This is a genomic window from Bradyrhizobium sp. Kon58, from assembly GCF_055807455.1.
On record NZ_JBVVOT010000010.1, the window covers coordinates 157,186 to 181,152 of the forward strand.

Consider the following 23,967-nt stretch of genomic DNA (forward strand, 5'->3'; position numbering starts at 1 on the left):
GCAGGAGCGATCGATGGACGTCAGGCAACTTAGGTACTTCCTCAGTGTCGCCGATCTCGAGAGCTTCAGTCGCGCGGCCGCGGCGTTGAGGATCGCCCAGCCCGCGCTCAGCCGGCAGATCAGGCAACTCGAGCATGAACTCGGCGTTCAGCTCTTTTCGCGCCACGCTCGCGGGGTTCACATGACGGCCGCCGGGCGTCTGCTGCGCGAACGCGCCTGCCTGACTCTCCGCCAGATCGACGAGACCCGTCATGAACTCATGGCCGCCGCGACCGACGCAGTCGGCCAGGTCGCTGTTGGGATGCCTCCGTCCTTGCGTCGGATCGTGACCGGGCCGCTCTTGAACCGATTCCGGCACGAGTATCCCGACGTGTTCGTCAAGGTCGTGGAAGAAGCAAGCGTGACGTTGAACGATGCCATACTGGCAGGTGGCTTAGACCTTGCGGTAGTCGGAAATTTGGACGTCGATACGGGGCTAGAAGCCGTTCCGCTGGCGCGAGAGCGACTGCTTCTCGTCGGCCCTCGTGGTTTTGTCGAACGCGGGCACGGAGAACTTGAGACCGCTCATCTGGCGAGGTTTCCCCTCGCGTTGACGGGTAGACCCAACTCCATGCGCATGATCGTCGAGAACGCCGCCCATCGCGCCGGGCTCCCGCTTCGCGTCGTCATGGAAGCCGACCATTTTCCTTTGCTGATCGAACTCATCCGAGCGGGGAATATCTTTACGGTCGCGCCCCACTCGGCCTGCGAATCCGCCCTGCGAGAGGGATTGGTGGATGCAGTCCCCATCAAAAATCTGTACGTCACGTGGACTCTGACGCGAAAGCGAGAGAGGCGCGTCACGGTCGCATCCCAAAGGCTGAGCGAAATCCTGCGTCGGTCGATCGATGACGCCGCAGCCACCCATCTATGGTTCGATTCGACCACTTCTGTTGGTCAGACACGGAAGCGATCCGACCCCACCGCGACTGGGGAGCACCCGCTCGCTCCGCGCGAAGTCGACGTAGCCCCCGGTCCTGGCCCGATCGCAGCTTAGCAAAGATCAACCGCCCGGCGGCCGCACGAAGATTACCGACCCGGAGATGTGATCGGAGGCGGAGCTCATGAGGAAGTGAGCGAGACCGGCGATATCGTCGGGCTCTCCGAGGCGACCACCCGGATATTGAGCGGCGATCCGACGCATATAATCCTCGGAAAGGCTCGCGCTCGCCAAGGCCGTGTTGGTCAGTCCGGGAGCGATGGCGCTCACACGGATGCCGAAGTCGGCCACCTCCTGATGAAGGGTGTTCGTGAAGCTCGAGACGGCAGCTTTCGATGCTCCATATGCCGCAGCGCCCACGGTGCTTCGGACGCCGAGAGCCGACGTCATGTTGACGATCCGACCGGATTTTCGCGCCTTCATATGAGGCAGGACTGCTCTCGTGAAGAGAAAGGTTCCCACCACATTCACATCGAAAATAAATCGCCAGTCCTCAAGCGACTGGTCGATGACATGTGCGCTCCGGATCGCACCTGCATTGTTGACGAGCCCGTCGATCTTCTTCCACTTCGAGAGCGTTTGCTCGACGGTCAAGTTGACTTGCGCTTCATCGCGCACATCGCACCTTACCGCGAGAGCGTTTTCTCCGATCTCGCCGGCGACCGTCTTGACGTGGTCTTCGTTCACGTCGACGCAGGCGACGTTCGCCCCCGCCCGGCCGAGCTCGAGCGCGATCGATCGCCCGATGCCCGCCGCGGCACCCGTCACGATGACGACCCTGCCTTGCACGGAAAAATCCGCTCCACCGGCGCTCATCGGCATGCTTGCTCTCCTGCATTTCTCATCGAATACATTTTCTAGTCGCTGCCGCATGGGCAGGCTAATACCGACGCGGCATGGCCACCGTAACGATCTGGCATCGTTCGTGGACCGCCTTTAAAAGCGGACCGCATGAGCACCCTTGAGCTTCAGCATCTCGCGTGCCTCCGAAGGATCCGCGATCGCGGCTCCCAGCTCTTCCAGGATCGTCCTGATCTTTCTCACCTGAGAAGCGTTATCCGGGGCGAGCTGTCCCTTTCCGAGGAAGACGCTGTCTTCCAGGCCCACACGGACATGGCCGCCGAGGATTCCCCCCATCGTCGCGAAGGGTATTTGATGCCGCCCGGCCGCAAGAACCGACCAATGATACTGGTCGCCGAAGAGTTTATCCGCGATGCGCCGTGCTTGCATGAGGTTCTCGGCATCCGTCCCCATACCGCCGAGGATTCCGAATACGGTTTGGACGAACAATGGCGGAGTGACCAGCTTGCGGTCGAGAAAATGGGCCAACGTGTACAGATGTCCGATGTCGTAGCATTCGAACTCAAATCGGGTGCCGTGCCCCTCTCCCAGCTCGTGTAGGATCGCTTCGATGTCCTTGAACGTGTTCTTGAAGACGCCGTCTCGTGAATTTTCGAGGTACTCCGGTTCCCAGGGGTAACGAAAGCTTTCGTACTTGTTCAACATCGGATACAGCCCGAAATTCATCGAACCCATATTGAGCGAGCACATTTCCGGCGATGCCGCCTTGGCCGCCGACAACCGTTGTTCCAGCGTCATCCATTGTGCACCGCCGGTAGTGATGTTCACGATTGCGTCGGTCGATTGTTTGATCCGGGGAAGGAATTGCATGAAGTGCCGCGGGTCCGCTGAGGGACGACCGTCGGATGGGTCCCGGGCATGCAGATGGAGGATCGACGCGCCGGCCTCGTAGGCTCCGATCGCGCTTGCCGCAATTTCGTCGGCCGAGATCGGCAGATACGGTGTCATTGTCGGCGTGTGGATGCTGCCCGTGACGGCACAGGTAACGATGACTTTCTGCGAGGACATGAGCGGATCCCGTGGTCGCTTCCGATGCGCGTTGGTCCTCTATCCCTGAGCGGATCGCCAATGCCGTTGCGGCATGGAAGAAAGAATGGGTCGGCATCGCCTTCCCTCCAGACGAGGTTGTAACTTCCCTAGACGAAGGTCAGGATGTATGAACGAGACGCTACGTATCGAATTCATCTTCGAAAGCTACGATGGCCCGATCAAGCCCTAAGCAGGAAACCGGCCCGGCCGGACGCCCCCGAAGCGAGGCATCCCGTCAAGCCGTCCTGGAAGCGACGCTCGAGCTGCTGAATTCCACCACCGTGCGGGAGCTCACTATCGAGGCGATCGCCCAGAAGGCTGGCGTCGGCAAGACCACGATCTATCGCTGGTGGGCAAGCAAGTCGGCGGTAGTGATCGAGGCCTTTGTCGACGTCATGCTGCCCAGCACTCCTATACGCGACGTCGATAGCGCGAGCGAGGCGATCGGCAAGCACATCTCGCTTCTGATCAAGCAGTACCGCGGGAAACTGGGGCGCATCGTTGCCGAAATTCTGGCCGAGGGGCAGTCCGATCCGGCGCTTCTTGCGGAATTCCGTAAGCGCTTCTTCGAAAACAGGAGGATGGCCGTCAGGCAAGTCGTCGAGAACGGCATCAGAAACGGTGAGTTCGACGAAGATCTCGACATCGATACGGCGATCGACGCAATCTACGGAGCTGTCTATTTTCGTCTCTTTCTCGGACATTTGCCCCTCGATCAGCGGTTCGCCAAGGATCTGCCGCGACTTGCAATAAGCATTCTCAAGACGCCCGCATGATGTTGTGACGGCGCCTAGTCCAGGTCGTCGGAATCCGGTTCTGGAACGGTAGGAACGCAAGTCCAATGCGGCCGGTCCGACCAGTTCGGGTACTCCCATTCGGGGTCGTCAATCGTCTGATCGATGCCGTGCACGACTCTTTGGATGATCGAAGCGATGTCGTCCTGCACATCTGGGACCGCATAGATTTTGTGACGCAAGGTTGCATCCGACTCGTCCATATCCGAATAGCTCCTGATGAAGCAGCGTGTCTTCGGAGGCGATTCCGCGATTTCGACGACCGAGGGCCAGTAGCGCATTTCGGTGAAACCGACGGCCGCCGCGACCAGGGCATAGGCGACGAGATGGACGAACGCCCCGATTCCGAAGCCGAGCGTGTAGACGATCCAAAAATTTGCGGCTTCAGAGAGCGGCCGATCGTCGTAAAGGGTGGCCCCCAAGAGAATCGCCGGCACAAGGAAGACCGCATACGATAGTCCGAACCGGACGCCGCCGCTCGGGCCACCATCGAAAGACCGATAGAGTCCGTCGATCAGCGCCTGCAGAGATTGTGCGAATCCAATCGACAGCGAAGCTTCGTCGCGAGTGCCTCGAATCAAATGCACGGCGATGGAAGGGTAGATCTTTGGAAAGTCCAAATAGTCCCAAGGTGTCTGCACCTTCAGGTGGAGATTGAAAAAGAGAAACCCGATGAGGAGCGGCAGGGCAAAGGAGGCGACGTAAGGAATGACAGGATGAGTGTCGGATGCGATCGCCCATGTCTCAGGGAAAATCAATAAAAGCAAAGCCGTAATGAGCGAGCCCACGGCGCCGAAGAAGACGGTGGTATGCTTATGGGAGCCGAATTTAGAGAGAAAGGCGAACGGCGTTGCCATGCAGATGAGGGCTCTGACTTTGCAATGTCCGGAGAATCCGTTGCTCATGTACGCTAAGGCTTTAGCCGCGACGGTTCCGCCGTGACTATGGGCCAGCACGACGTGAAGACACTCGGGATTCGCCACTATGGATTCGTCCAAGTGCCGCATGAATTGCTTAACGGCGATCTCCCTCGCTCGAAAGGAATTCCGGCCCGACCACGGGAAGGTCTTGAACTCGACTTTGCCGCGAATACGCCCACGTATCGCTCGCATCACACCCGAACGATGATCGAACCACGTCAAGGCGCGCTTCAACCCCAACGGGCCATGCGGCCATGTACCGTGCACGAGATGAACTATGACGGGGTTTCGCGCGCTCATCGATTGAAAGCACCTCAGGAGGCGGGCGCTATCGGCCCGCTCGCTCAAGGTATCGGTCGGAGAAGTCCTTGCAAAGTAGGAGGCAGACCACCGATCGGAGGAAAAGCCGGAATTGACGACGGACGGTACGAGGGTCCTTGGAGGGGTTTTACGGATCCTCGATCGCCTTTCGGCAATTCCCCGATTGGAAGTGGGTCGACGACCTCCGGAAATACAACGAGTACCGCGTCGGCCGTTGTGTTCGCACTACCGGCTTGGTTCTCTCCCCCTCGTGCCGCTGTGAGGGTCGCCTCGACATGACCCGCTAGTTTTGCAAGGCCGAGGCGGCCTGGAGCCCCTGGTTGGTGACAGGTCTCAGCGTGGTGTCCGTGGGATAAGTGAGGCTCTGAGCCTGTTACTCGTCGACAATAGCGACTGCACGCGTCCATCCGGCCGAGCCTCTGTGGACTTTGACGGGAAAACACACCACTTGGAAGTCATCGGAGGGAAGCGCTTCAAGATTGTGTAGTTTCTCCAAGTGCGAATAACCGATCTCGCGCCCCGCCCGATGTCCTTCCCAGATCAGATCTGGGTTGCCGCCCGCCGCAATCTTTCGCTTGGTATGCGAGAACGGAGCATCCCAGCTCCAAGCGTCCGTCCCGACAAGCCGAACGCCTCGTTCGAGCATCCATAGGGTCGCGGCTTTCCCCATGCCGCAGCCTGCGTCGACGTAATCGTCCTCTCCATAGCGGGTACCGGCGCGGGTATTTACCACGACGATCTCGAGCGGCCGCAACTTATGGCCGATCCGCTGGAGCTCAGATTCGACATCAGCGGGAGTCGCGACGTAGCCGTCTTCAAAGCGGCGGAAGTCCAGCTTAACGGCGGGCTGAAAACACCAGTCGAGGGGCACCTCGTCGATCCGCATGCTCGGCTCGCCTCCCGGCTTCAGAGCGTGGTTCATCGAGGAGAAGTAGTGGTACGGAGCGTCAAGATGCGTTCCGTTATGGGTGCTGATCTCGCAGCGTTCGACCGCCGCATATTCGCCATCGGGAAGCTGATCGATGCGGACGCCGAAATATTCGGCCACTGCGGGGGCGGTATCGTGATGGTTGCGATAATTGATCTTGGGCAATGCGTGCGGCGGATCGCTCGCAATGCCGGCTTGCAATGCGACAGAGATATCGATGAGACGACGGACCACGGTTACTCTCCGAGCGCTGGATCAGGGTTGAGCGGGAAGGATGCGGCCGGAGCAATCGCCGAAGCCGATCGAAACGTATCCGGCGCGTTCGGCCCGGGCCTTGAACACGACCGTATCTCCGTCCTCCAACCAGGTGCGTTTCTCTCCGTTCGGGAAGTCGATCGGATTTCGGCCGGTCGTGATCTCCGCCAGACAGCCCCGACTTTCGTCGGTCGGCCCCGAGGCCGTGCCGCTACCGAACAGATCGCCGGTCCTGAAATTGCAGCCGTTGCTTGCGTGGTGAGCAACCATCTGCGCGACGGTCCAATACATGTCCTTGAAGTTGGTCCGGGTTACGCGGAATGGTACCTTGTCGTCCTTCTTCATGGTCGGGGTCTGGATGAAGACTTCCATCATCAGATCGATCCCCCCGTTTCGCTGATCGTCGGACGAAAGAAGATACGGAAGCGGGGCGGGATCGCCTGCCGGACGCTGTGCGGCCGAGGTACGGAACGGAGCCAGCGCTTCCGAAGTGACGACGAAAGGCGAAACGGTCGTCGAAAGCGTCTTAGCCAAAAATGGACCGAGTGGAAAGCTTTCCCATCGTTGGACGTCGCGTGTCGACCAGTCGTTTAGCAGGCAATAGCCGAAGATATGAGAGTCAGCCTCACCGATCGGAATCCGATCTCCGAGCTTGTTTCCCGTACCGATGAAGCCGCCGAGCTCGAGCTCGAAATCGAGAGATTTCGTGGGCGCGAATTCGACGGTCCCGTCGGAATTTTTCCGTTGTCCCATTGGTCGCCGGATTTCCTCGCCGCTGATCCTCACCGAGCTTGCACGGCTGTTGTAGGCGATCGGCATGTAGCGGAAGTTTTCCGGTACTGGATTGTCGGGCCGGTTGATCCGCCCTCCCCGCTCCGTATGATAGAGAGACGTGAAGAAGTCGGTGAACCCGCCGACCTCCGCAGGTAGATGCAGGCTGACGTCAGACCGTTTGATGACGAGCTTGGAGCGCTCTTGGACAGCTTCCTTGGATTCGGCCGAGAGGAGCGAAGACAAACGCGCCCGCAGCCGGCTCACGATCTTGCGGTCTGCCGCCATCAATGGGTTGAGGCCCCCGCCCGTGCAGGCCCGGACGAACGGTGCAGCTTCGTCGATAAGCTTCAGCTCCGCGGCGGCGCCCAGATCGAACACCGCATCGCCGATGGCTACGCCCGCTCGGGGCGCTCCGCCGCCTTGCGAGAACATGCAGAAGGGAAGATTCTGGATGGGAAAATCCCCACCCTCGTCGTTGGCGCTATCGACCCAGCTGCGAAGTTTCGGGTCATGAGTTTCGTTGAGCTCGACCATCTGTGACTACTCCATCGTCAATCTGTCAGACCGCCGAGCGCTCGCGCGCTCCCACGATCGAAACCGGTGAATTGTCTTGAGCCGCGCTCTTGCGGACGGACCGAGGGCTGAGCAGCACGGAGATCATGCTGATCGAACCGATGCCCACGAGATACAGAGCGATCGGCCACGCGGACTTGGCCCAAATGAAGAGGCTGCTCGCGAGCAGCGGCGTCAGACCGCCGACGACGCCGGCCGGAATGCTGTAGGCGAGTGAAATTCCCGTGTACCGGATCTTGGGTTCGAAGAGGCTAGATACATAGGCCGGCAGCACGGCGAACAAGGAGCTGATACCCACCATGGCGAGAGTAATGGCCAGCGTTATCGAGAAGAAGCTTCCCTGATCGACCAGCCAGAAGAACGGGAAGCTGAATGCTGCCGTCCAGAGTGCGCCGAAGAACGCGACCGGACGCATCCCGATCCGATCCGCCAAAATCGCGAAGAGCGGCAGCATTACCAACTCGAACGCCGACCCGATGAGGACGGCATTCAACACGTCCTGCCGCGAGGCGCCGACCGTCTGATTGGCGTACGACACCACGAAGATCGCTTGTACATAGAACGCAACCGTGGTCGACAGGACGATACCGGCTCCGACAAGGACTTGCGTCATGTTGTTCTTGAGAACTTCCATCATTGGCCGCTGAACGACTTCGCCTTTGTTCAGGACCTCGACGAAGGCCGGAGATTCCAGAAGCGCGAGGCGGAATACAAGGCCGATTACGATCAATATCGCGCTTCCAGTGAACGGAATCCGCCATCCCCAGGACATGAAGTCCTCCTTGGGCAGCGTGGCCAACAACGCGAACGTCGCCGTCGAGAGGAATAGAGCGATCGGTGAGCCCATTTGCGGGAAGCTTCCGAAGAAACCTCCGCGCTTCTGCGGCGCATGCTCGACGGCAATAAGGACGGCTCCAGCCCACTCGCCGCCGAAGGCAAGTCCTTGAACGCATCGGAGGAAGATGAGCGCTGCTGGGGCCCAGATTCCGATCGTTTCGTAGCTGGGAATCATGCCGATCAGGACCGTTGCACCGCCCATGATGATCAATGTCCAGATCAGCATCGACTTCCTGCCGATCTTGTCCCCGTAATGGCCGCAGACGATGCCCCCAAGCGGCCTCATCACGGCGCCGGCGCTAAATGTTCCGAACGCGAGAAGCGTGCCGACCAGCGGATCGAAGCTGGGGAAGAAGATTGCGTTGAACACCAATGCCGACGCAGTACCGTAGATGTAGAAGTCGTACCATTCGATGCAGCTTCCCAGCAGGCTGGAGAATGCAGCGGTGAATGGCGTGTGCTTCGGTTCTTGTTCCATGCTCATATCTGGTTTCCCGTCCTAAAAATGAAGTTACGCCCCTGATTTTTCGGCGTGTTGTTGTTGCAACGCCCGCGCGGCATCGCCGATCGCAGCCACGATGTCGTCGTATCCCGTGCACCTGCAGAGGTTGCCGGCGACGGATTCGCGAATCTCCGCCTCGGATGGGTCTCGCTTGCGGCTAAGGAATTCCGTCGCCAAGATGACCATGCCGGATGTGCAGTAGCCGCACTGGAAGCCGTTACGGGCGACGAACGCGGTCTTGACGGCATCGACGGCCTGACCCGAGGTACCTTCGATCGTCGTGAGGCTGGCGCCGTCTGCCGACACGGCGAGAACCAAGCAGGATTTGACGGGCGCGCCGTCCATCATGATCGTGCATGCGCCGCAATCCCCCGTCAGACAGCCCACTCGCGTGCCTGTAGCATCGAGTTGGCGTATGGCCTCGACCAGCAGCCAACGCGAATCCGCCTCGCAAATGCGATCTTCTCCGTTCAGCTTGAACGAGAGTTTTTGCTTGCGCATCAGACCCGGTCCCTTCCGAGAGCCGCACGCAGGGCGCGGCGGACTATTGCCGGCGCGACGGAGCGACGGTAACCCGGGCCGGCAAACTCATCGGCCCACTCACGCTCGATGAGGGGAACGCTACGCTGCGCAATATTCGAGAGCTCAGCTTCCGAAGGATCGGTGTCGGTCACGACCTCGTACGCCACCGGCGTTTCGTTGGCGCCACCGACCGCGATCTTCAGATGCAATCCGCTTCCGACCGAAGTCGATGCGATGCAATTGGCCGTTACGATCGGCCAGGAACCGGTACTGAACTTCAGTTTCTCGTAGGCGCAGGATGCCCGTTTCGACGTGATCGGGAAGCGGATTTCGGCGAGCAGCTCATCGTCTCGTTTTGCGGTAGCGAAAGGTGCGAGAAAGAACCCCGCGGCCGGGACGTCTCGCGTCCCGTCCTTGCTCCGAAGGATCATACGTGCGCCCAGTGCAACGAGACACGCCGGCACGTCCGACGAGGGGTTTCCGTAGCACGCGGAGCCGCCGACAGTGCCTTGCCCGACGATCTGGGGGCCACCCGTGACCTGCTGCGCCATTTTCGCCAGCAGGGGCGCCCCGTCGGCGACGGCACTGGAATTGATGACTTGGGCGTAGGAGGTCCGGGACCCAAGGACGAGCTCATCGCCCGATCGGGTGATCGCGCGTAGTGGAAGATTCTTCGGGTCGATGACCACTTTCGGGCGGTGCCGACCGTATGTCATGTTCGGCACCAACCAAGTGCCGCCTCCCAACACCGCCGCCTCGCTTCCGAACGAAGATAATAGGTCCAAAGCGATATCGAACGACTCGGGCGCCTCGTATTGAAAGTCATGGGAGATCATCGCGCGCCTCCCAGAAGCGCGAGAATCCGCTCTGGCCGATGAGGGATTCGCGACACAGATCGGCCGCTTTCGCCTAGAGCATTGGCGACCGCGTTGGTGATCGCCGCGATGGCACCTCCAAAGCCGGATTCGCCCGCGCCTTTCATGCCCAAGGGATGGAAAGGGCTTGGCGTGCAGCGATGACCGATTCTTAGCGGAGGTATATCCATCGATCGCGGCAGCACATATGTCTTGAGACGATTGGTCGTCAGGGTACCGTCTCGCCCGAATTGGAGCTCCTCCCAGAGAGCAGCCCCGATGCCCATCACGATGGCGCCCTTGAATTGCCCCTCCACGAGGCCCGGGTTCACGACGATGCCGCAGTCGTGGATCGCGGCGTAGTCGAGCACCCGTACTTGGCCCGTTTCGGCATCGACCTCGACGGCGGCGGCATGGACCGAATACGGGAACGACGGATAGGAGCTTATGCGCCCATGCTCGTCCGGGACGTGGCGGACGTTGGAAGCCCGATATGTCTTCGAGGTCTGCAACGGCAGCTCGACGGAAGCCGCTGCGGAGTACGCTTGCGTATAGATCGTGTAAACGGCCTGCTTGAACGGTATCGTCTTTTTGCCGTCGCCGGACCGTATCTCGCCCGCGACGTACTGGAGTTGATCGGCGCCCACACCGAGCAATTCCGAAACGTAGGTGGAAATTCTCTCGCGAACATCCCGTGCTGCCAGAACTGCGGCCGCACCTCCAAACATAAGACTTCGGCTGCTTGTGTTTCCGCCGCCGATAGGCGTGATGTCGGTATCGCCTTGGGCGATGGCCACCTCGGCGGTATGGACGCCGAATACGTCGGCTACCAATTGGACAATCCCGGTCTCGTTACCGCTTCCCGGTGAAGTCACGCTCGTCGCTACGCGAACCGTTCCCGTCGGATCGACGATCACCGTCGAAGTCTCGAAGCCGGATGGCATCGAGCCCGGAAAGGAAGCACCTTCGGGCGTCAACTCGAATGCAAATCCGACACCCACTCGGCCTCGCGTTTCGTTTCCGGCAACCGCCTCCCAACGCGCCCTGGGAAACATTTCAAGCAGCTGATCAAGCGCACCCTCGTAATCGCCACTGTCTAGGTTGTGTCCGCTGGGAAGACGATGCGGGAAGGAGGATTTCGCGAGTAGATTTTTGCGCCGCAACTCGACGGGATCGATTCCGAGCTCGACCGCCATTAGGTCGACCGCTCTTTCGACCGCCAAATTGCCTGTCTCTTTTCCGTAGCCGCGCACGCCCTGCCAGGGTGGCTTGTTGGTGGTCACCAGAAAGGAATCGACCGCGCAGTTGGGAATGTCGTAGACGGTCGGAATAACAGTGGGAGAAACCATGGCCATCAGCCAACCGCCGACTGCCGATACTGTCCCGATGTCGGCGACCATCCGATCGCGGAACGCCATAAGCTTTCCGTCGGCATTAGCAGCCAACTCGAAATGATGGGTCTGCTCCCTGGCGTTGGCGAGAAAGCATTCTTCGCGGCTCTCTACGAAAGCCACGGTGCGGTTCAGATGTCGGCTTAGGATCGCGACGAGCGCCTCTTCCGGATGTCCGACCATCTTCAGGCCGAAGGTACCTCCCATGTCCGTTGCGACCACTCGGACTTGAGCTTCGGGAAGGCTCATGACCTCCGCGATCATCCAGCGCGTGGGATGCGGCTGTTGCATCGTGCCGGTCAGCGTCAGCTTGGAACGCCTTCGGTCCCATTCAGCGAAGTAACAGCGCGGCTCCATTGGAGCGCTCGTCGCGGGCGCGAAGGAGACGCTCCCTCGGACCACGTGATCGGCTACGGCGAAGGCGGCTTCGACGTCACCCTGCCGGATCTTGTCGCCGGCCACGAGATTTGTATTCCACGCCGATCGAGCCTTGGGTGAACTCGCATTCAGACCGCTCTCGGCGTCGAGCACGGCCGGCAATTCGTCGTACTCGACCTTCACCAGCTCGATGGCGGCTTCCGCGTCGTTCGCGGTGACCGCGATAACCGCCGCGATTGGGTGACCGACGTAGAGGACCTCGTCGCCCGACAGGCAGTAGGTGTCGAGATAGCCGGGGAATCTTTCGCGAGGCACCCGCGTTGGCATGGGCCGCGATATCTGCCGCACCTGTTCGCCGGTGATTACGGCGACAACTCCGGGGAAGCGGGACGCGGCCTCGACGTCGATGCTCCTGATCTTGGCGTGAGCCAACGAGCTCCGGACGACGCGGAGAAAAAGCGCGTCTCTCGGCACGAGGTCCGCCGCGTATTCAACGCCGCCGGACACATATCGGTCCCCCCCGATCCGCGGGACGCTCCTGCCGAGCCAAGCGCCGGCGAGCGGCATCGAGGCCGAATTCTGGGCCTCCCTCCCTTTGGGCTCATCTCGCCGAACAGCCATGTTTCCTCGCCGTCAAGAATTCTTAAACACGTTTTTAAAATGTCTGTTTAGATTTCGTCAAGCCGTTTCTGCGCATGGCTGCGCCTAGGTCGGCTTCAATATGAGCGATTAGGCGCGGCTGCCCTTGCGCGACTTCTTGGTCGGCGTCGCAGTACCTGTGTCCGGACCGGCCGGAGCGGACATGCCTCCGACGAGAAAGGCGATCATCGCCTTCCTGAAGCCTTCGGGGTCGTGTGCATCGACCGCTCCACCCGACAAGGCGGCGGCCCGCTCTGAGACTCCAGGATCCGCAGCGCTGTAGATGACCGCTCCGATCATGAAGACATAGCGCCAGTAGAATTCTTTGGGGTCCAATCCCGGACACGCGAGGGAGATGGCTTGGATGAACCGTTTGGCCATCGGATCGAAATGGCTCTTGATGATCGCCGAGGTCAATTCCGATGGGGCGACGCGGTGTTGCATGATCAACCTGGCGAACAATTGGCCGCTTTTCCCCGTCGCCACGTAGGGGCTGACGAAAATCTCGAGGATCGACGACAAGTCCGGCGCTCGGTCGTCGTGGGCTGCTTCCGCCAGACAACGCTCGAGTTCGCTGGAGCGAAGTTCGTTCAATCGAGCGGAAAGTTGGTCGAAGACAGCTCGCGTCAATACTGCCTTCGAACCGAAGTAGTAGCTCACCGCGGCGATGTTGACGTCCGCTTTCGTGGTGATTTCGCGCAGGGTCGCCTTGTCCGGTCCGCGATCCGCGAAAACGACTTCCGCAGACCGCAGAATGCGGGCGACGAGCTCTTGGTCTCGGTGATCGGTGTGCTTGAACTCCATACTTTCGGTTATGGCATGCACTTCCCGGCGTCAATATCGGGAACCCACGGATCCGGTCCACTGACGGCGACTTCGTCGCGAGCCTCGCGATAATGTCGGAGGGGCCATCTCCGGCGGTAACGTGGAACATCCGCCGAAAACTGCGCGCCCCCATCGGAATGCGCATCACCAAGACCCTCCAAAACCTAGACAGTCCCCTCGCGCCTTCGGCCCGCCGACTGAGGATCGACTGTTCCATCGGCGAGTTCGTCCCGACGAGGCCTGCGGGGCGTCGAACAGTCCGAACCGATCGTCCTGCCGCAGAGTTCGAACGATGTTTCGTCGAACGCCGGACGGGCGCTTTGAGCGGCTCTCACCGCATCGGCTATGTCCTTGACTAACCACCCGCTCATCGCGATGAGCTCCGGTACGGCTATCTGGCCGTTGGTAAGCCGTAGGTTGGACGGCACGTATGCCACGCCTTCGTGCGCGACCGACATGCCGAGCTCCCTCACCAGCCTTTCGTCTTCGCCCAGAGACATGTCTTCGGTATCCCAAAAGGTTCCGCGTTGGGGGCGCATCGCTCAATACGTGGCGCGGCCGCCGGAGATGTCGAATACGCCTCCGGTCGAGAAGCTATTGTCTTCCGAAGCGAGCCAGGCGACCATCGATGCGATCTCCGACGGCTCCACGAAGCGTCCTCGCGGAATCTTGGAAAGCATCGTTTTGACCTGCTCGGCGCTGGTCTGACCGTGAATCCGTGTTTCAGCGGCTGCCGGAGTGACGCAGTTCACCGCGATGTTCTTGTTTGCCAGTTCTTTCCCGAGGGATTTCGTCATCGAGATGATGGCGGCTTTGGACGCGGAATAGGCAGGCATTCGTGCGTTGCCCTCCTTGCCGGCCACCGAAGCGATGGCGACGATCCGCCCGTAGTTGGCTTCGAGCATCGCCGGGATGACCGCCTTGCAGCAGAAGAAGGTGCCCTCCACGTTGATCCGCATTACCCGCTGCCATTCGTTTACGGGATATTCCCAGGTCGTGAAGTCAGGGCCGGAAATTCCGGCGTTTGCGATCAATATGTCGATCCGACCGTGCCGAGACTTGACCTCCGTCGCTGCCGCCGTGACCGCCGCATGGTCCGTCACATCCACCAACGTCGTCTTGACGTTCTTGCCTGCCTCCGCCTTCTCCAGGTCCCAGTTTTCGACCGTCGCTCCTGATGCCGCGAAGCGCTCGACGATAGCCTTGCCGATACCGTTGGAACCACCGGTGACGACGGCCACGCGCCCGCGAAGATCGATCTCGTTCATGCACATGCTCCATTGGTCGCTCGGCTGAGGTCGAGCGACCAATGGATGCTAGAGAGCGGCTCCTCTAACGTATGGAACGGTATTGCGCGATATGGTTTTTCGTTGCGCTGTCAGACCGCTCGCCCTTATCGCTTCAAGCTCTTGGCGAATGCGGCTGGAGTGCAGTTGGCATGAACTCGGAAACGACGGGTGAAGTGGCTCTGGTCGCAGAACCCGACCGCTAAAGCCACTTCAGCCAGCGACTGTTCGTTTACTCGGATCAGCTCTTTTGCACGCTCGATCCGGGATCGCTCGACGAAGGCGATAGGGGTCAAGCCGACGCTGCTCTTGAACATTCGCGCGAAGTGGAAACGGCTAACCCCGGCGACCTGCGCCAGATCCGACAATGTTACTCCGCCGCACAGATTCTGGTCGACGTAGTCGTACACCGCTGCCAGAGCCCTCGGAGCAAGCTTCGATCGTGGCGTCGGATGGTCTACTCCCCAGAAATCGTAGGATCGAACGAGATGTGCCGCCAATGCGCACGACGCACCCTCCGCGATCAGACGTTGCGCGGGATGGTCCGGACGCTCCAACTCTTCCAGGAGAATGGCACCTAGTCGCTGTATCAAAGGATCGCGCGCATGGAAGACGTTCTTGAGGACGACATCGCGTGGTCCGCTCTCGATCACGGTCGATGCGTCGGCAAGCAGTTCTTGCGGTACCCTGATCTTGAGCTTCTTCAGCGGCCTGGCGAAGGACCAATACGACTCGGTCTTGGCCGGAAGGATCATGATCGACCCTGGCGACACATCGCCCTTATAAACTTCGCCTCCCCGCCGCTGGATGATCTCCCCGCCCCCAGCGCAATGCATGATGACGACGTGGTGATCATAGGCCGGCGCTTGGAAGCCGACCTCTTCGTCTAGCTCATGGAGATCGACCGTCGCTCCCGACCACGAACGCCCCCTGCTCGTCAACAAGGGGGGGCGCAGCTGATTGGACAGTGCGCCCTCGATGCTTATCAACCCGGAACGTGCGCTCATGCTTGCGTTGGACCGGCGGAGGCTCAGGCGGCGTTGAATCCGGCGACCGCCTTGGCCTCGAGATACTCTTCGAGGCCGTATCGGCCCCACTCTCGTCCGTTACCCGACTGCTTGTAGCCTCCGAAGGGCGCGCCTCGGTCGTTCGGTACGCCCTGCAGATTGACGTTGCCAGCGCGAATCTGACGTGCAACGGCTTTTGCGTGGTCAAGCGTTCCAGCAGAGACGTAGCCGGCCAGGCCGTAGGGCGTCTCATTGGCGATTCTGACGGCATCGCCCTCGTCCTTCGCACCGATGATCGTCAGGACGGGCCCGAATATCTCTTCGCGGGCGATCGTCATATCGTTGGTGACGTCTGCGAAAATAGTAGGGCGCACATAGAAGCCTTTGTTGACTCCCTCGGGAAGTCCGGGACCGCCGGCGACGAGCGTCGCGCCCTCGTCTATGCCCTTCTTGATGAGCGCCTGTATTTTATCCCACTGCCCACGGTTGACCACCGGCCCGATCGTTGTGCCGTCCGCCCGCGGATCTCCGGCTTTCGTCTTCTCAGCTACCCCCCTCGCGATCTCCGCGACTTCCTTCATTTTCGAAAGCGGGACGATCATCCTGGACGGTGCATTGCACGATTGGCCAGAATTGTTGAACATGTGAGTCACGCCGCCGGTCACTGCCTTCGTCAGGTCGGCGCCTTCCAGGATGATATTGGGCGACTTACCACCGAGTTCCTGGCTTACGCGCTTGACTGTCGGCGCAGCTCGCTTGGCCACGTCGACGCCGGCTCGCGTCGAGCCTGTGAAAGAGATCATATCGATGTCCGGATGCTCGCTCATCGCGGCACCCACCTCGGGACCTAGGCCGCTCACGAGATTGAAGACCCCCTTCGGCACTCCCGCTTCGTGGAGAATCTCGGCCAGAATGATGGCGCAGCTCGGCGTGAACTCGGACGGTTTCAAAATCATGGTGCATCCTGCCGCGAGCGCTGGCGCTACTTTGCAGGCCATCTGGTTCATCGGCCAATTCCAGGGCGTGATCATACCGACGACGCCGACGGGCTCTCTGAGCACCACGGCCGTGCCCATCGTTTCCTCGAAGTGGTACGTCTTGATGACCTCCAGAGTGTTCACAAGATGCCCCAAGCCGGCAGCTACCTGGAGCTTTTCGGCCATCGGGAGCGGCGCGCCCATTTCATCCGAGATGGCCACGGCAAGGTCCTTGGACCTGCGCTTGTAAACCTCGATGACTTTCGTCAGCAATGCGATCCGCTCGTCGCGTGTCGATTGCGAATACGAGGCGAAAGCCCTTTTCGCTGCAGCGACCGCCTTGTCAAGGTCTGCTTTGGAGCCGAGGGCGACCTCGTACAAGATCTCTTCTGTCGCCGGATTAACGACAGGGGTCGATTTCTTGACGGCAGGATCCACCCAGACTCCGTCGATGTAGAACTTCAAAAGATTGGTCATCTTGAGACTCCGTTTTTGGCCGCATGGCGGCGATTGGAAGATCGCTAGAGGGACGCCAATGTCCCTCCATCGACGTAGAGAACGAGCCCGTTGACATATCTGCCGGCGTCCGACGTCAGGAAAACCATTGCTGGCGCAACGTCGTCGGGCGTCGCCCAACGGCCTAACGGCACTCGTCGCGCGATATGCGCATGCAGATCTGGGTTCGCGACGAGCTCTCGAGTCAATTCGGTCTCTACGTAGCCCGGCGCTATGATATTGCAGCGGATATTCCGCGGTCCGAACTCCACCGCAAGCTGCTTTCCGAGCGCCGTCACCGCTCCCTTTGCCGCGCGATACGGTGCGATCGTGCCTCGCCCGCACTCGACCATGATGGATCCGATCATGATGATCGACCCACCGCCTTGGTCGAGCATATGCCTGATCGCCGCTTGGCTGACCAGAAACGCACCGGTGAGGTGCACGTCGAGGATCGAGCCCCATTCCGCCGTCGAATATTCCAGGAACGGTTTTCGGTTCTGGTTGCCCGCATTATTAACGACGGCATCGATTCGGCCGTGCTCCGAAGCGATCTTATCGACCTCCGACGTGACTTCGTTCTCGATGGTCACGTCGAAGCGGGCACCGGAGCACTTCAGACCCTCGTCACGCAGCACGCGCACCGCTTCCGAAAGCGCAACGCCGTCGTTGTCGTTCAGAACGACGTGCGCACCTGCACGAGCTGCGGCCGACGAGAAGGCGAAGCCCAATCCTCGGGCGGCGCCGGTCACGAGGACCGTCCTGCCCGTCAGCGAGAATGGATTCGGTAGTTTTGCTTCGCCTGACATGATGAGCAACCTTCGGGCGTACCTACTTCTTGACGAGTGGACACTTGCTTTCCGACAGCGGTGTCCACGCCTCCTCGGGCGGAATCACGGTAACAAGTTTGTAGTAGTCCCACGTCCCTTTCGATTCGGAGGGCCTCTTCACCTCGTAGAGGTACGCCGGATGGATCTTCCGGCCGTCCTCGCGGATCGACCCGAGGCCGAAGAGCGGGTCATTGGTCGGCATCGCCTTCATTTTCGCGACGGCCGCCTTCCCGTCGTGCGGGTTTCCGTCCATGCCGTCCAGAGCCTTTAGATAGTGCGCGACACTGGCGTAGACTCCCGCTTGGATCAGCGTCGGCTTGAACCCGGACTTCACACGCGCCTGAAATCGCTGAGAAAAGGCGCGGGTACCGTCGTCGCGGTCCCAGTAGAAACTGGTCGTGAAGTTCAGCCCCTGGGCGACCTGAAGTCCCATGGCATGTACATCGGTGATGAACAGCAACAATGCCGCGAGTTTCTGTCCTCCCTCGACCAATCCGAATTCCTTGGCTTGCTTGATCGCATTGGAAGTATCGCCCCCGGCGTTGGCTAGAGCGATGACCTTGGCCTTGGACGATTGCGCCTGCAAAAGAAACGAGGAGAAATCGGACGTGTTGAGAGGATGCTTCACGCCCCCGACGACCTTTCCGCCCGCGGCCTGAACGACGGCGGACGTGTCGCGTTCCATTGCCTTTCCAAAGGCATAGTCTGCAGTGACGAAGAACCAAGTGTCTCCGCCCGCTTTCGCGAGCGCAGCACCCGTTCCGTGTGACAGCATGTAGGTATCGTAGGTCCAGTGTACGGTATTGGGCGAACATTGTTCGCCCGTCAGATCCGATGTCGCGGCACCGGAGTTGAGAAACACCGCATTCTTTTCGCGGACGATCGTATTCACGGCGAGAGCGACGCCGGAATTCGGAACGTCCGCGATAGCATCGACGTTCTCCGTATCGAGCCACTTCCGGGTAATCGCAGCCCCGACATCCGGCTTATTCTGGTGGTCGCCGGAGATGACTTCAATCTTCCAGCCTTTCGCCAACAGTCCGGAATCTTCGACCGCCATCTGTGCCGCGACGGTAGAACCAGGACCGGTCGAGTCGGCATATAGACTGGACTGATCGCTCAAGACGCCGACCTTCACGACCCTGTCGGCTGAATACGCCGGCGAAGAAAGGACGGCGCAAGCCGACATAAAAACTGCGATGCCCATGCCAGAAACGCGCATTCACGAACCTCTAAAGGAAAAGCCGATCTGAATTCCGCGCAAGGCGCGCGACGGAGACCGGCATGATGCGTCAACTCTCACGGCCAGGTATTGCCGCATCTTGCTGCCCGCTTGCCTCCGATTGCGCATCAGGCGAACACCGCCACGTGCTGTCGGCAACACAACACTGCTTCGCCTTCGGCATTCCAGACCGTCATCCTCTGGCTCGAATATCCGTCTCGAAGACTTTCGGCCTGTACTTCGACGAGCCACCACCCCGCACCGTTCGCGATTCGGTCGGTCAGAACATCCAACGACCAGGTCATCGTGCTGAGCGGTTTGTAGCTATCGAAAAAGGCCATCGCCGCCGGCAGTGCGGCGTCGGCCAACGCCACGAGCGACGCCGTCGTATCGGGAGCGGCATCGTCGCGATGCTTCAACCAGATCGTCGTGGTCATATTGCGCGACTTCGTGAACGGAGCGTTCCCGCCGGCCGAGCGCCGCTCGAAATTTCTCGGAAAATTCAATCCTGGGATCGTTAGTGGGAATGGCTCGCAGTCCGACGGCGGGGGCACGATCGGCGCCACGACTTGCACTGCGGCGCATGACGCCTGACGAGCGGCACCGTAACAAAAGGTTGCTCGCGCGGAGATCCCATCGTCGCCTTGCGAATCCACTCCCACGAATGCCGTCGATCGGCCACGACGAAGCATCGATGGATGCAAAGCTACCATCTTCGAGGACGGTCCTACGAAAGCCATTTGCGCCGACCTCAACGGCGGAACGTCTGGGAATGCGGCCGACGCGCTCTGCAGGCAATAGGCTGCCAGTAACCCACCGTACAGAGTCCGCCCCTGCAACCACCCTTCGTGAACGTTCGCGCGAAACACCTCTCCGTCTCGCACCAACCCCTTCATAAGCGCTGAGAATTCGATTGTAGTCTCGTCCATCTTCGGTTCAGGCCTCTATGACGGTTGCGCGGACCAGTTCCCTCCGGGGGCGCGATACGGATGGAGATCCATAACGCCGCGCGAAGACCGCGGGAGTAAGCCCGTTATGCAGATGAAAGCGGCGCGTGAAATGGCTCTGGTCGGCGAATCCAACCACCACCGCGATCTCGGCCAGCGGCAAATCGCCCTCCTTGATCAATTCCTGCGCTCGTTGGACGCGGCTGCGCTCAAGGTAGGCCATCGGGCTCACCCCGACCGTACGCTTGAACAGCCGCGTGAAATGGAACCGGCTTACCTGAGCGATGGCCGCCAGATCGTCGAGCGAGATCGGACGACCAATATTTTGTTCGATGTAACGGATGACCCTGGAGAGATGCCGTGGACTCAACTCAGGTCCATCCTTCGACGCCATGCAGGGCGAGATGCCCTTCAGTTCAAACGTGCGCAGAAGGTGAGCGACCAGAGCCCTTGCCGTCGAATCGATCACGAGCGTGCGAGCCGGATGATCGGGCCGCGTGATCTCCGAGAGGAGAGCCAAACCAAGATGCTCCACGAGCTTGTCGCGCGAATTGAGCACATCGGCCAGTTGGACGCAGGTGTCCTTGCTCCCGGAGAACTCCGCCGCCATACTCGCTACCATATCTGGCGGGATCGACACGGTCATATGTGCGTGCGGCATCTCCCACGCCAGATAGGCGACGCTATCGGTAGGCAATAGCAAAACCGTGCCCGGTGACGCGATGCTCGTGTGGGCGCGGCCATTGCGCCGCTGAAACAACGGCCCGGTTCCGCCGCATTGTAGAATGAGGAGATGATTTGAACGCGGCGCGATCTCGAGACTCGCTCGCCTGCAGAACCGCCGAAGTTCGACAACAAGACTATGTGACCCGATCGTCCACGAGCCATCGGCCAGCACATCGGAGTCGGCGGCGATCGATGCACTCGCCTCATCGCAGTGCGACACTTCGTTGTCCTCTCGTGGCGACAGGGCACCCAAGCTTTTTTGCTTGAGCAATTGCGGACGTAGTGATTGTTTAATCGGGTGTCGCCACGGTTGCTTCGGGCTTACGGAATCGCTGCCGCGCCATCTTCGTTCCTCCGTATCGCAAAACGTCTTGATCTTATTGTGTGACGAATGCCGTCGTTCTTGGTAGTTAACTTCAAAACTTGAAGCGAGTCCAGCATGAGATCGTCTTCTCTGGGAAAAATGATCTGCACGACTGCGAGAGCGGTCGACGTAGTGGGCGACCCTTGGACTCTTATGATTTTGAAAGAGCTCTTCATGGGAGGAAAGAAATTCGAACACTTTCAAGCCTTTACGGGCATCTCACCGCACCTCCTGAGCCTCCGGGTCAAGAAACTCGAACATGCTGGGGTGGTGGCACGACGGCCCTACCAGAAGAGACCCATACGCTATGAATACCTCTTGACCGAGAAGGGCATCGACCTCTTCCCGGTCATTATTGCCTTCAAAAACTGGAGCGAGCGGTGGATCGATTGGCCGGACGGCCCTCCGGTCGAGCTCCGACACCGGCACTGCGATCATCCGACGTCGCCGCGACTCGTCTGCTCTCATTGCCAAGAACCGATCACGGCTAGGGACATCGACTACAGCATCTCGAGCGCGATGTCTGACGAACGGGATGCCATGCGAAGGGCATTTGTCGAGCGAAAGATCAGACATCCGAAATGAAAAAGGCTCCGTTCGTGGTTGCACGAACGGAGCCGAAGTGGTCGACGTCAGGCTTCGGTGGAGGAGCTAATCCGCTTTGCCGTCGACCGGTTCGCCGATGCGTTCCCACGTGGTGCCGGTCCATCGCTGCATCTGGAGTTGCGTCCACATCATATTGTTCTGCGGCGACGTGTTGATCACCAATCCGGGCGCCGCCGTAGGCAAGACCACGTTCTGCAGGTTCAACGATTGTTTGATGATGTTCGCGCGCGACAGATCCGATCCGCATTGCGTAAGCAGCTTCTCGAGCAGGATGCCCTGCTGATATCCGTAAAGGTAGTTCGTCTCGGCGACGTCTGATCCGTGAAGATACTTCTCGAAGAAGGCCTTGTATTCCTTCATTCCGGGATCGTCGGCCCAACTGGTGTCGCTGGGATCCTTGTTGATCGTGCCGGCCAGCACGCCGACGGCATTCTCCGGGCCGGCGGGGTTGATCGTCGCGGAAACCGAGCTTGAGGGGTAATTGATGATGATCGTTGCCTTCCAGCCGATCTGCGCGACCTTGCGGATCGCTTGAGCAGCGAACTTCGGGGTACCGGCGATCAGCAACCCCTCCGCCCCGGATGCCTTCAAGGTCAGCACTTGCGAGTCGATCGTCGGAAAGGTCGTGTCGTAGCTCTCGGTGACGACCTTTTTGTCGAAATCCGGACCGAAGAAGGCCTTGAACGCCTTTACGTGGTCCTTACCCAAATCGTCATTCTGGTAGAGAATCGCGTACTTCGCGTTGGGAAGCTTAGCCTTGAAGAATTTCGCGTAGATCGTTCCTTCCGTGACATAGCTGACCAGGCCGGTCGTGGTTTGCGGAAAGTCGGCCACACTGGTGAATTTGGAAGAGCCGGTAACGATCGCGACGTTTGGTATGCCGCGTTGAGCCAGGTATTTCGCGGTCGCCGATACGCCCGCAGTGCCGAGTTGACTGAACATGAAGGCGATCTCGTCGGATTCTACGAGTTTGCGGACGTGCTCGACCGTCTTGGGCGGAGAGTACGCATCGTCCATCGCAATGTAGTTGATCTTGCGGCCGTTGATGCCGCCGCGCTCATTGATGGATTGTACGTAGGCGAGAAGTCCCTTGCCTACCAATCCGATGGCCGACGCGGGTCCGCTGAACGGAAACACACCACCGATCTTGATCTCGGTCGCGGTCACTCCCGGCGCATCCTCGGCGGAAGCGACCGTTGTCAGCGATAGCAACGCGCTCAATATGACCGCGGTTGTCCTAAGCATTTCGTTTCCTCCAAATTATCATTTCGTTTCCTCCAATTTATTTTGTTAGGTTCCTCGACTTCGACGTCGAGGGACTTCGCGATCTGTCTTCTGACGATGACGTTCGAAACTGTCGAAAGCGTCTACGCCGCCGCGTCTGCCTCGGATGCATCCTTTTCGAGCTGCGCGATCAGCTCGCTGGTCGTGAACATCGCGTGCGAGTACGTTGGCCCGTTGATCTCGTGCGCTGCATGCATCGCTTCCTTGGTGAACGCCGCAGTCGCGTCCTTCACCAACGTCACGTGATAGCCGAGCTCCATGCCGAAGCGGCCCGTCGACTCGACGCAGGTGTTGGCGAGCATCCCGATGATGATGATACGCTCGATGCCGTGTTGCTTGAGCTGCTGGTCCAGATCCGTGTTCGCGAACCCGCTTTGCGCCCAATGCTCCTGGATGATGATATCTTCGGGCTGCGGCTGAAAATCCTTGTGGAAGGTGCCTCCGAAGGACCCCTTCTGGAACGTCTGGCGTTTTCCCGACGCGACCTGCGTATTGCTGGGATACTTCCAATGCAGGAAATCGCCCGGAACCCAACGATGATGAGGAACGAAGAAGATCTGCATTTTGATCCTGCGCGCGGTATCCATCATCGATTTCAGGTTCGCGAGAAGGTTGACCTGTTCGGCGACGTCCTTGGCGAAGGGCCAGAGCTTGCCTTCCGGAGCGAGAAAGTCGTTATACGGGTCGAGGAGAAGAAGGCCGGTTTTCTTGATCGGATAGTTCACTCTCGTCATCCTTCTTGGTTCGTGCCGATGCAGGCGCTTCGGTGGATCGACCGGTTGATTGCCCACCTCAAATTGACCGACGGCAGACGTCGTCCGTCCACGCGCAGCCGCAATCC

23 protein-coding genes are annotated in these 23,967 nt (G+C 59.8%); 3 read left to right on the forward strand and 20 right to left on the reverse strand.

The genetic code is table 11. The features are described 5' to 3' along the window. Positions 1-13 precede the first annotated feature (13 nt). Complete coding sequence (locus tag AC0L20_RS19165; protein ID WP_473290771.1) at positions 14-1,036, forward strand: LysR family transcriptional regulator; 1,023 nt, start codon at positions 14-16, stop codon at positions 1,034-1,036. Positions 1,037-1,042: 6 nt separating this feature from the next. Here the strand turns inward: AC0L20_RS19165 and AC0L20_RS19170 are convergent, their stop codons facing one another. Beyond that, positions 1,043-1,801, reverse strand: coding sequence for an SDR family NAD(P)-dependent oxidoreductase (locus AC0L20_RS19170; RefSeq protein ID WP_473290774.1), 759 nt, complete (start codon positions 1,799-1,801; stop codon positions 1,043-1,045). 114 nt (positions 1,802-1,915) lie between these two features. Then, positions 1,916-2,848, reverse strand: coding sequence for a 3,5-dioxohexanoate:acetyl-CoA acetone transferase (gene kce, locus AC0L20_RS19175; protein WP_473290776.1), 933 nt, complete (start codon positions 2,846-2,848; stop codon positions 1,916-1,918). Between the two features lie 191 nt (positions 2,849-3,039). Here kce and AC0L20_RS19180 point away from each other — a divergent pair, with 191 nt between their 5' ends. Further along, positions 3,040-3,645, forward strand: a complete 606-nt coding sequence (locus AC0L20_RS19180) for a TetR/AcrR family transcriptional regulator (RefSeq protein WP_473290778.1) — start codon at positions 3,040-3,042, stop codon at positions 3,643-3,645. A 14-nt stretch (positions 3,646-3,659) separates the two neighbouring features. Here AC0L20_RS19180 and AC0L20_RS19185 read toward each other — a convergent pair whose 3' ends face one another. The 16 genes from AC0L20_RS19185 to AC0L20_RS19260 form a co-directional block, all read right to left on the reverse strand. Beyond that, positions 3,660-4,805 (reverse strand): hypothetical protein, encoded by a 1,146-nt coding sequence (locus AC0L20_RS19185; RefSeq protein WP_473290780.1) that lies wholly within the window; start codon positions 4,803-4,805, stop codon positions 3,660-3,662. A gap of 472 nt (positions 4,806-5,277) precedes the next feature. Further along, on the reverse strand, positions 5,278-6,066 hold the full coding sequence (locus AC0L20_RS19190; RefSeq protein ID WP_473290782.1) for a cyclase family protein: 789 nt from the start codon (positions 6,064-6,066) through the stop codon (positions 5,278-5,280). A gap of 21 nt (positions 6,067-6,087) precedes the next feature. Beyond that, a complete protein-coding gene (gene fahA / locus AC0L20_RS19195; RefSeq protein ID WP_473290784.1) occupies positions 6,088-7,395 on the reverse strand; it encodes a fumarylacetoacetase in 1,308 nt (435 codons plus the stop codon). Between the two features lie 25 nt (positions 7,396-7,420). Further along, a complete protein-coding gene (locus tag AC0L20_RS19200) occupies positions 7,421-8,755 on the reverse strand; it encodes an MFS transporter (protein ID WP_473290788.1) in 1,335 nt (444 codons plus the stop codon). Positions 8,756-8,782: 27 nt separating this feature from the next. Then, positions 8,783-9,274 (reverse strand): (2Fe-2S)-binding protein, encoded by a 492-nt coding sequence (locus tag AC0L20_RS19205; protein WP_473290790.1) that lies wholly within the window; start codon positions 9,272-9,274, stop codon positions 8,783-8,785. Next, positions 9,274-10,131: an FAD binding domain-containing protein gene (locus AC0L20_RS19210; protein WP_473290793.1), complete on the reverse strand. Its 858-nt coding sequence runs from the start codon at positions 10,129-10,131 to the stop codon at positions 9,274-9,276. Before AC0L20_RS19210 ends, AC0L20_RS19205 begins: the two co-directional genes overlap by 1 nt. After that, positions 10,128-12,539 carry a xanthine dehydrogenase family protein molybdopterin-binding subunit gene (locus AC0L20_RS19215; protein ID WP_473290795.1) on the reverse strand — a complete coding sequence of 804 codons (2,412 nt, stop codon included), beginning with the start codon at positions 12,537-12,539 and terminating at the stop codon, positions 10,128-10,130. The genes AC0L20_RS19210 and AC0L20_RS19215 overlap by 4 nt, the downstream gene beginning before the upstream one ends. Positions 12,540-12,647: 108 nt before the next feature. Further along, a complete protein-coding gene (locus AC0L20_RS19220; RefSeq protein WP_473290797.1) occupies positions 12,648-13,361 on the reverse strand; it encodes a TetR/AcrR family transcriptional regulator in 714 nt (237 codons plus the stop codon). Positions 13,362-13,546: 185 nt separating this feature from the next. Continuing rightward, on the reverse strand, positions 13,547-13,882 hold the full coding sequence (locus tag AC0L20_RS19225) for a hypothetical protein (protein WP_473290799.1): 336 nt from the start codon (positions 13,880-13,882) through the stop codon (positions 13,547-13,549). Positions 13,883-13,924: 42 nt separating this feature from the next. Then, positions 13,925-14,650 carry an SDR family NAD(P)-dependent oxidoreductase gene (locus tag AC0L20_RS19230; protein WP_473290801.1) on the reverse strand — a complete coding sequence of 242 codons (726 nt, stop codon included), beginning with the start codon at positions 14,648-14,650 and terminating at the stop codon, positions 13,925-13,927. A gap of 125 nt (positions 14,651-14,775) precedes the next feature. Beyond that, positions 14,776-15,675, reverse strand: a complete 900-nt coding sequence (locus tag AC0L20_RS19235) for a helix-turn-helix transcriptional regulator (RefSeq protein ID WP_473290803.1) — start codon at positions 15,673-15,675, stop codon at positions 14,776-14,778. A 23-nt stretch (positions 15,676-15,698) separates the two neighbouring features. Beyond that, positions 15,699-17,129, reverse strand: coding sequence for an aldehyde dehydrogenase family protein (locus AC0L20_RS19240; RefSeq protein ID WP_473290805.1), 1,431 nt, complete (start codon positions 17,127-17,129; stop codon positions 15,699-15,701). Positions 17,130-17,173: 44 nt separating this feature from the next. Then, positions 17,174-17,956, reverse strand: a complete 783-nt coding sequence (locus AC0L20_RS19245; RefSeq protein WP_473290807.1) for an SDR family NAD(P)-dependent oxidoreductase — start codon at positions 17,954-17,956, stop codon at positions 17,174-17,176. A gap of 22 nt (positions 17,957-17,978) precedes the next feature. Next, a complete protein-coding gene (locus AC0L20_RS19250; RefSeq protein WP_473290932.1) occupies positions 17,979-19,184 on the reverse strand; it encodes an ABC transporter substrate-binding protein in 1,206 nt (401 codons plus the stop codon). A gap of 143 nt (positions 19,185-19,327) precedes the next feature. Next, positions 19,328-20,128 carry a thioesterase family protein gene (locus tag AC0L20_RS19255; RefSeq protein ID WP_473290809.1) on the reverse strand — a complete coding sequence of 267 codons (801 nt, stop codon included), beginning with the start codon at positions 20,126-20,128 and terminating at the stop codon, positions 19,328-19,330. A 7-nt stretch (positions 20,129-20,135) separates the two neighbouring features. Continuing rightward, entirely contained in the window at positions 20,136-21,125 is a 990-nt protein-coding gene (locus AC0L20_RS19260) for a helix-turn-helix domain-containing protein (protein ID WP_473290812.1), read from the reverse strand. A gap of 186 nt (positions 21,126-21,311) precedes the next feature. Here AC0L20_RS19260 and AC0L20_RS19265 point away from each other — a divergent pair, with 186 nt between their 5' ends. Next, positions 21,312-21,821: a winged helix-turn-helix transcriptional regulator gene (locus AC0L20_RS19265; protein ID WP_473290815.1), complete on the forward strand. Its 510-nt coding sequence runs from the start codon at positions 21,312-21,314 to the stop codon at positions 21,819-21,821. A gap of 66 nt (positions 21,822-21,887) precedes the next feature. Here the strand turns inward: AC0L20_RS19265 and AC0L20_RS19270 are convergent, their stop codons facing one another. Next, positions 21,888-23,087: an ABC transporter substrate-binding protein gene (locus AC0L20_RS19270; protein ID WP_473290817.1), complete on the reverse strand. Its 1,200-nt coding sequence runs from the start codon at positions 23,085-23,087 to the stop codon at positions 21,888-21,890. 122 nt (positions 23,088-23,209) lie between these two features. Continuing rightward, entirely contained in the window at positions 23,210-23,860 is a 651-nt protein-coding gene (locus tag AC0L20_RS19275; RefSeq protein ID WP_473290819.1) for a cysteine hydrolase family protein, read from the reverse strand. Positions 23,861-23,967 lie beyond the last annotated feature (107 nt).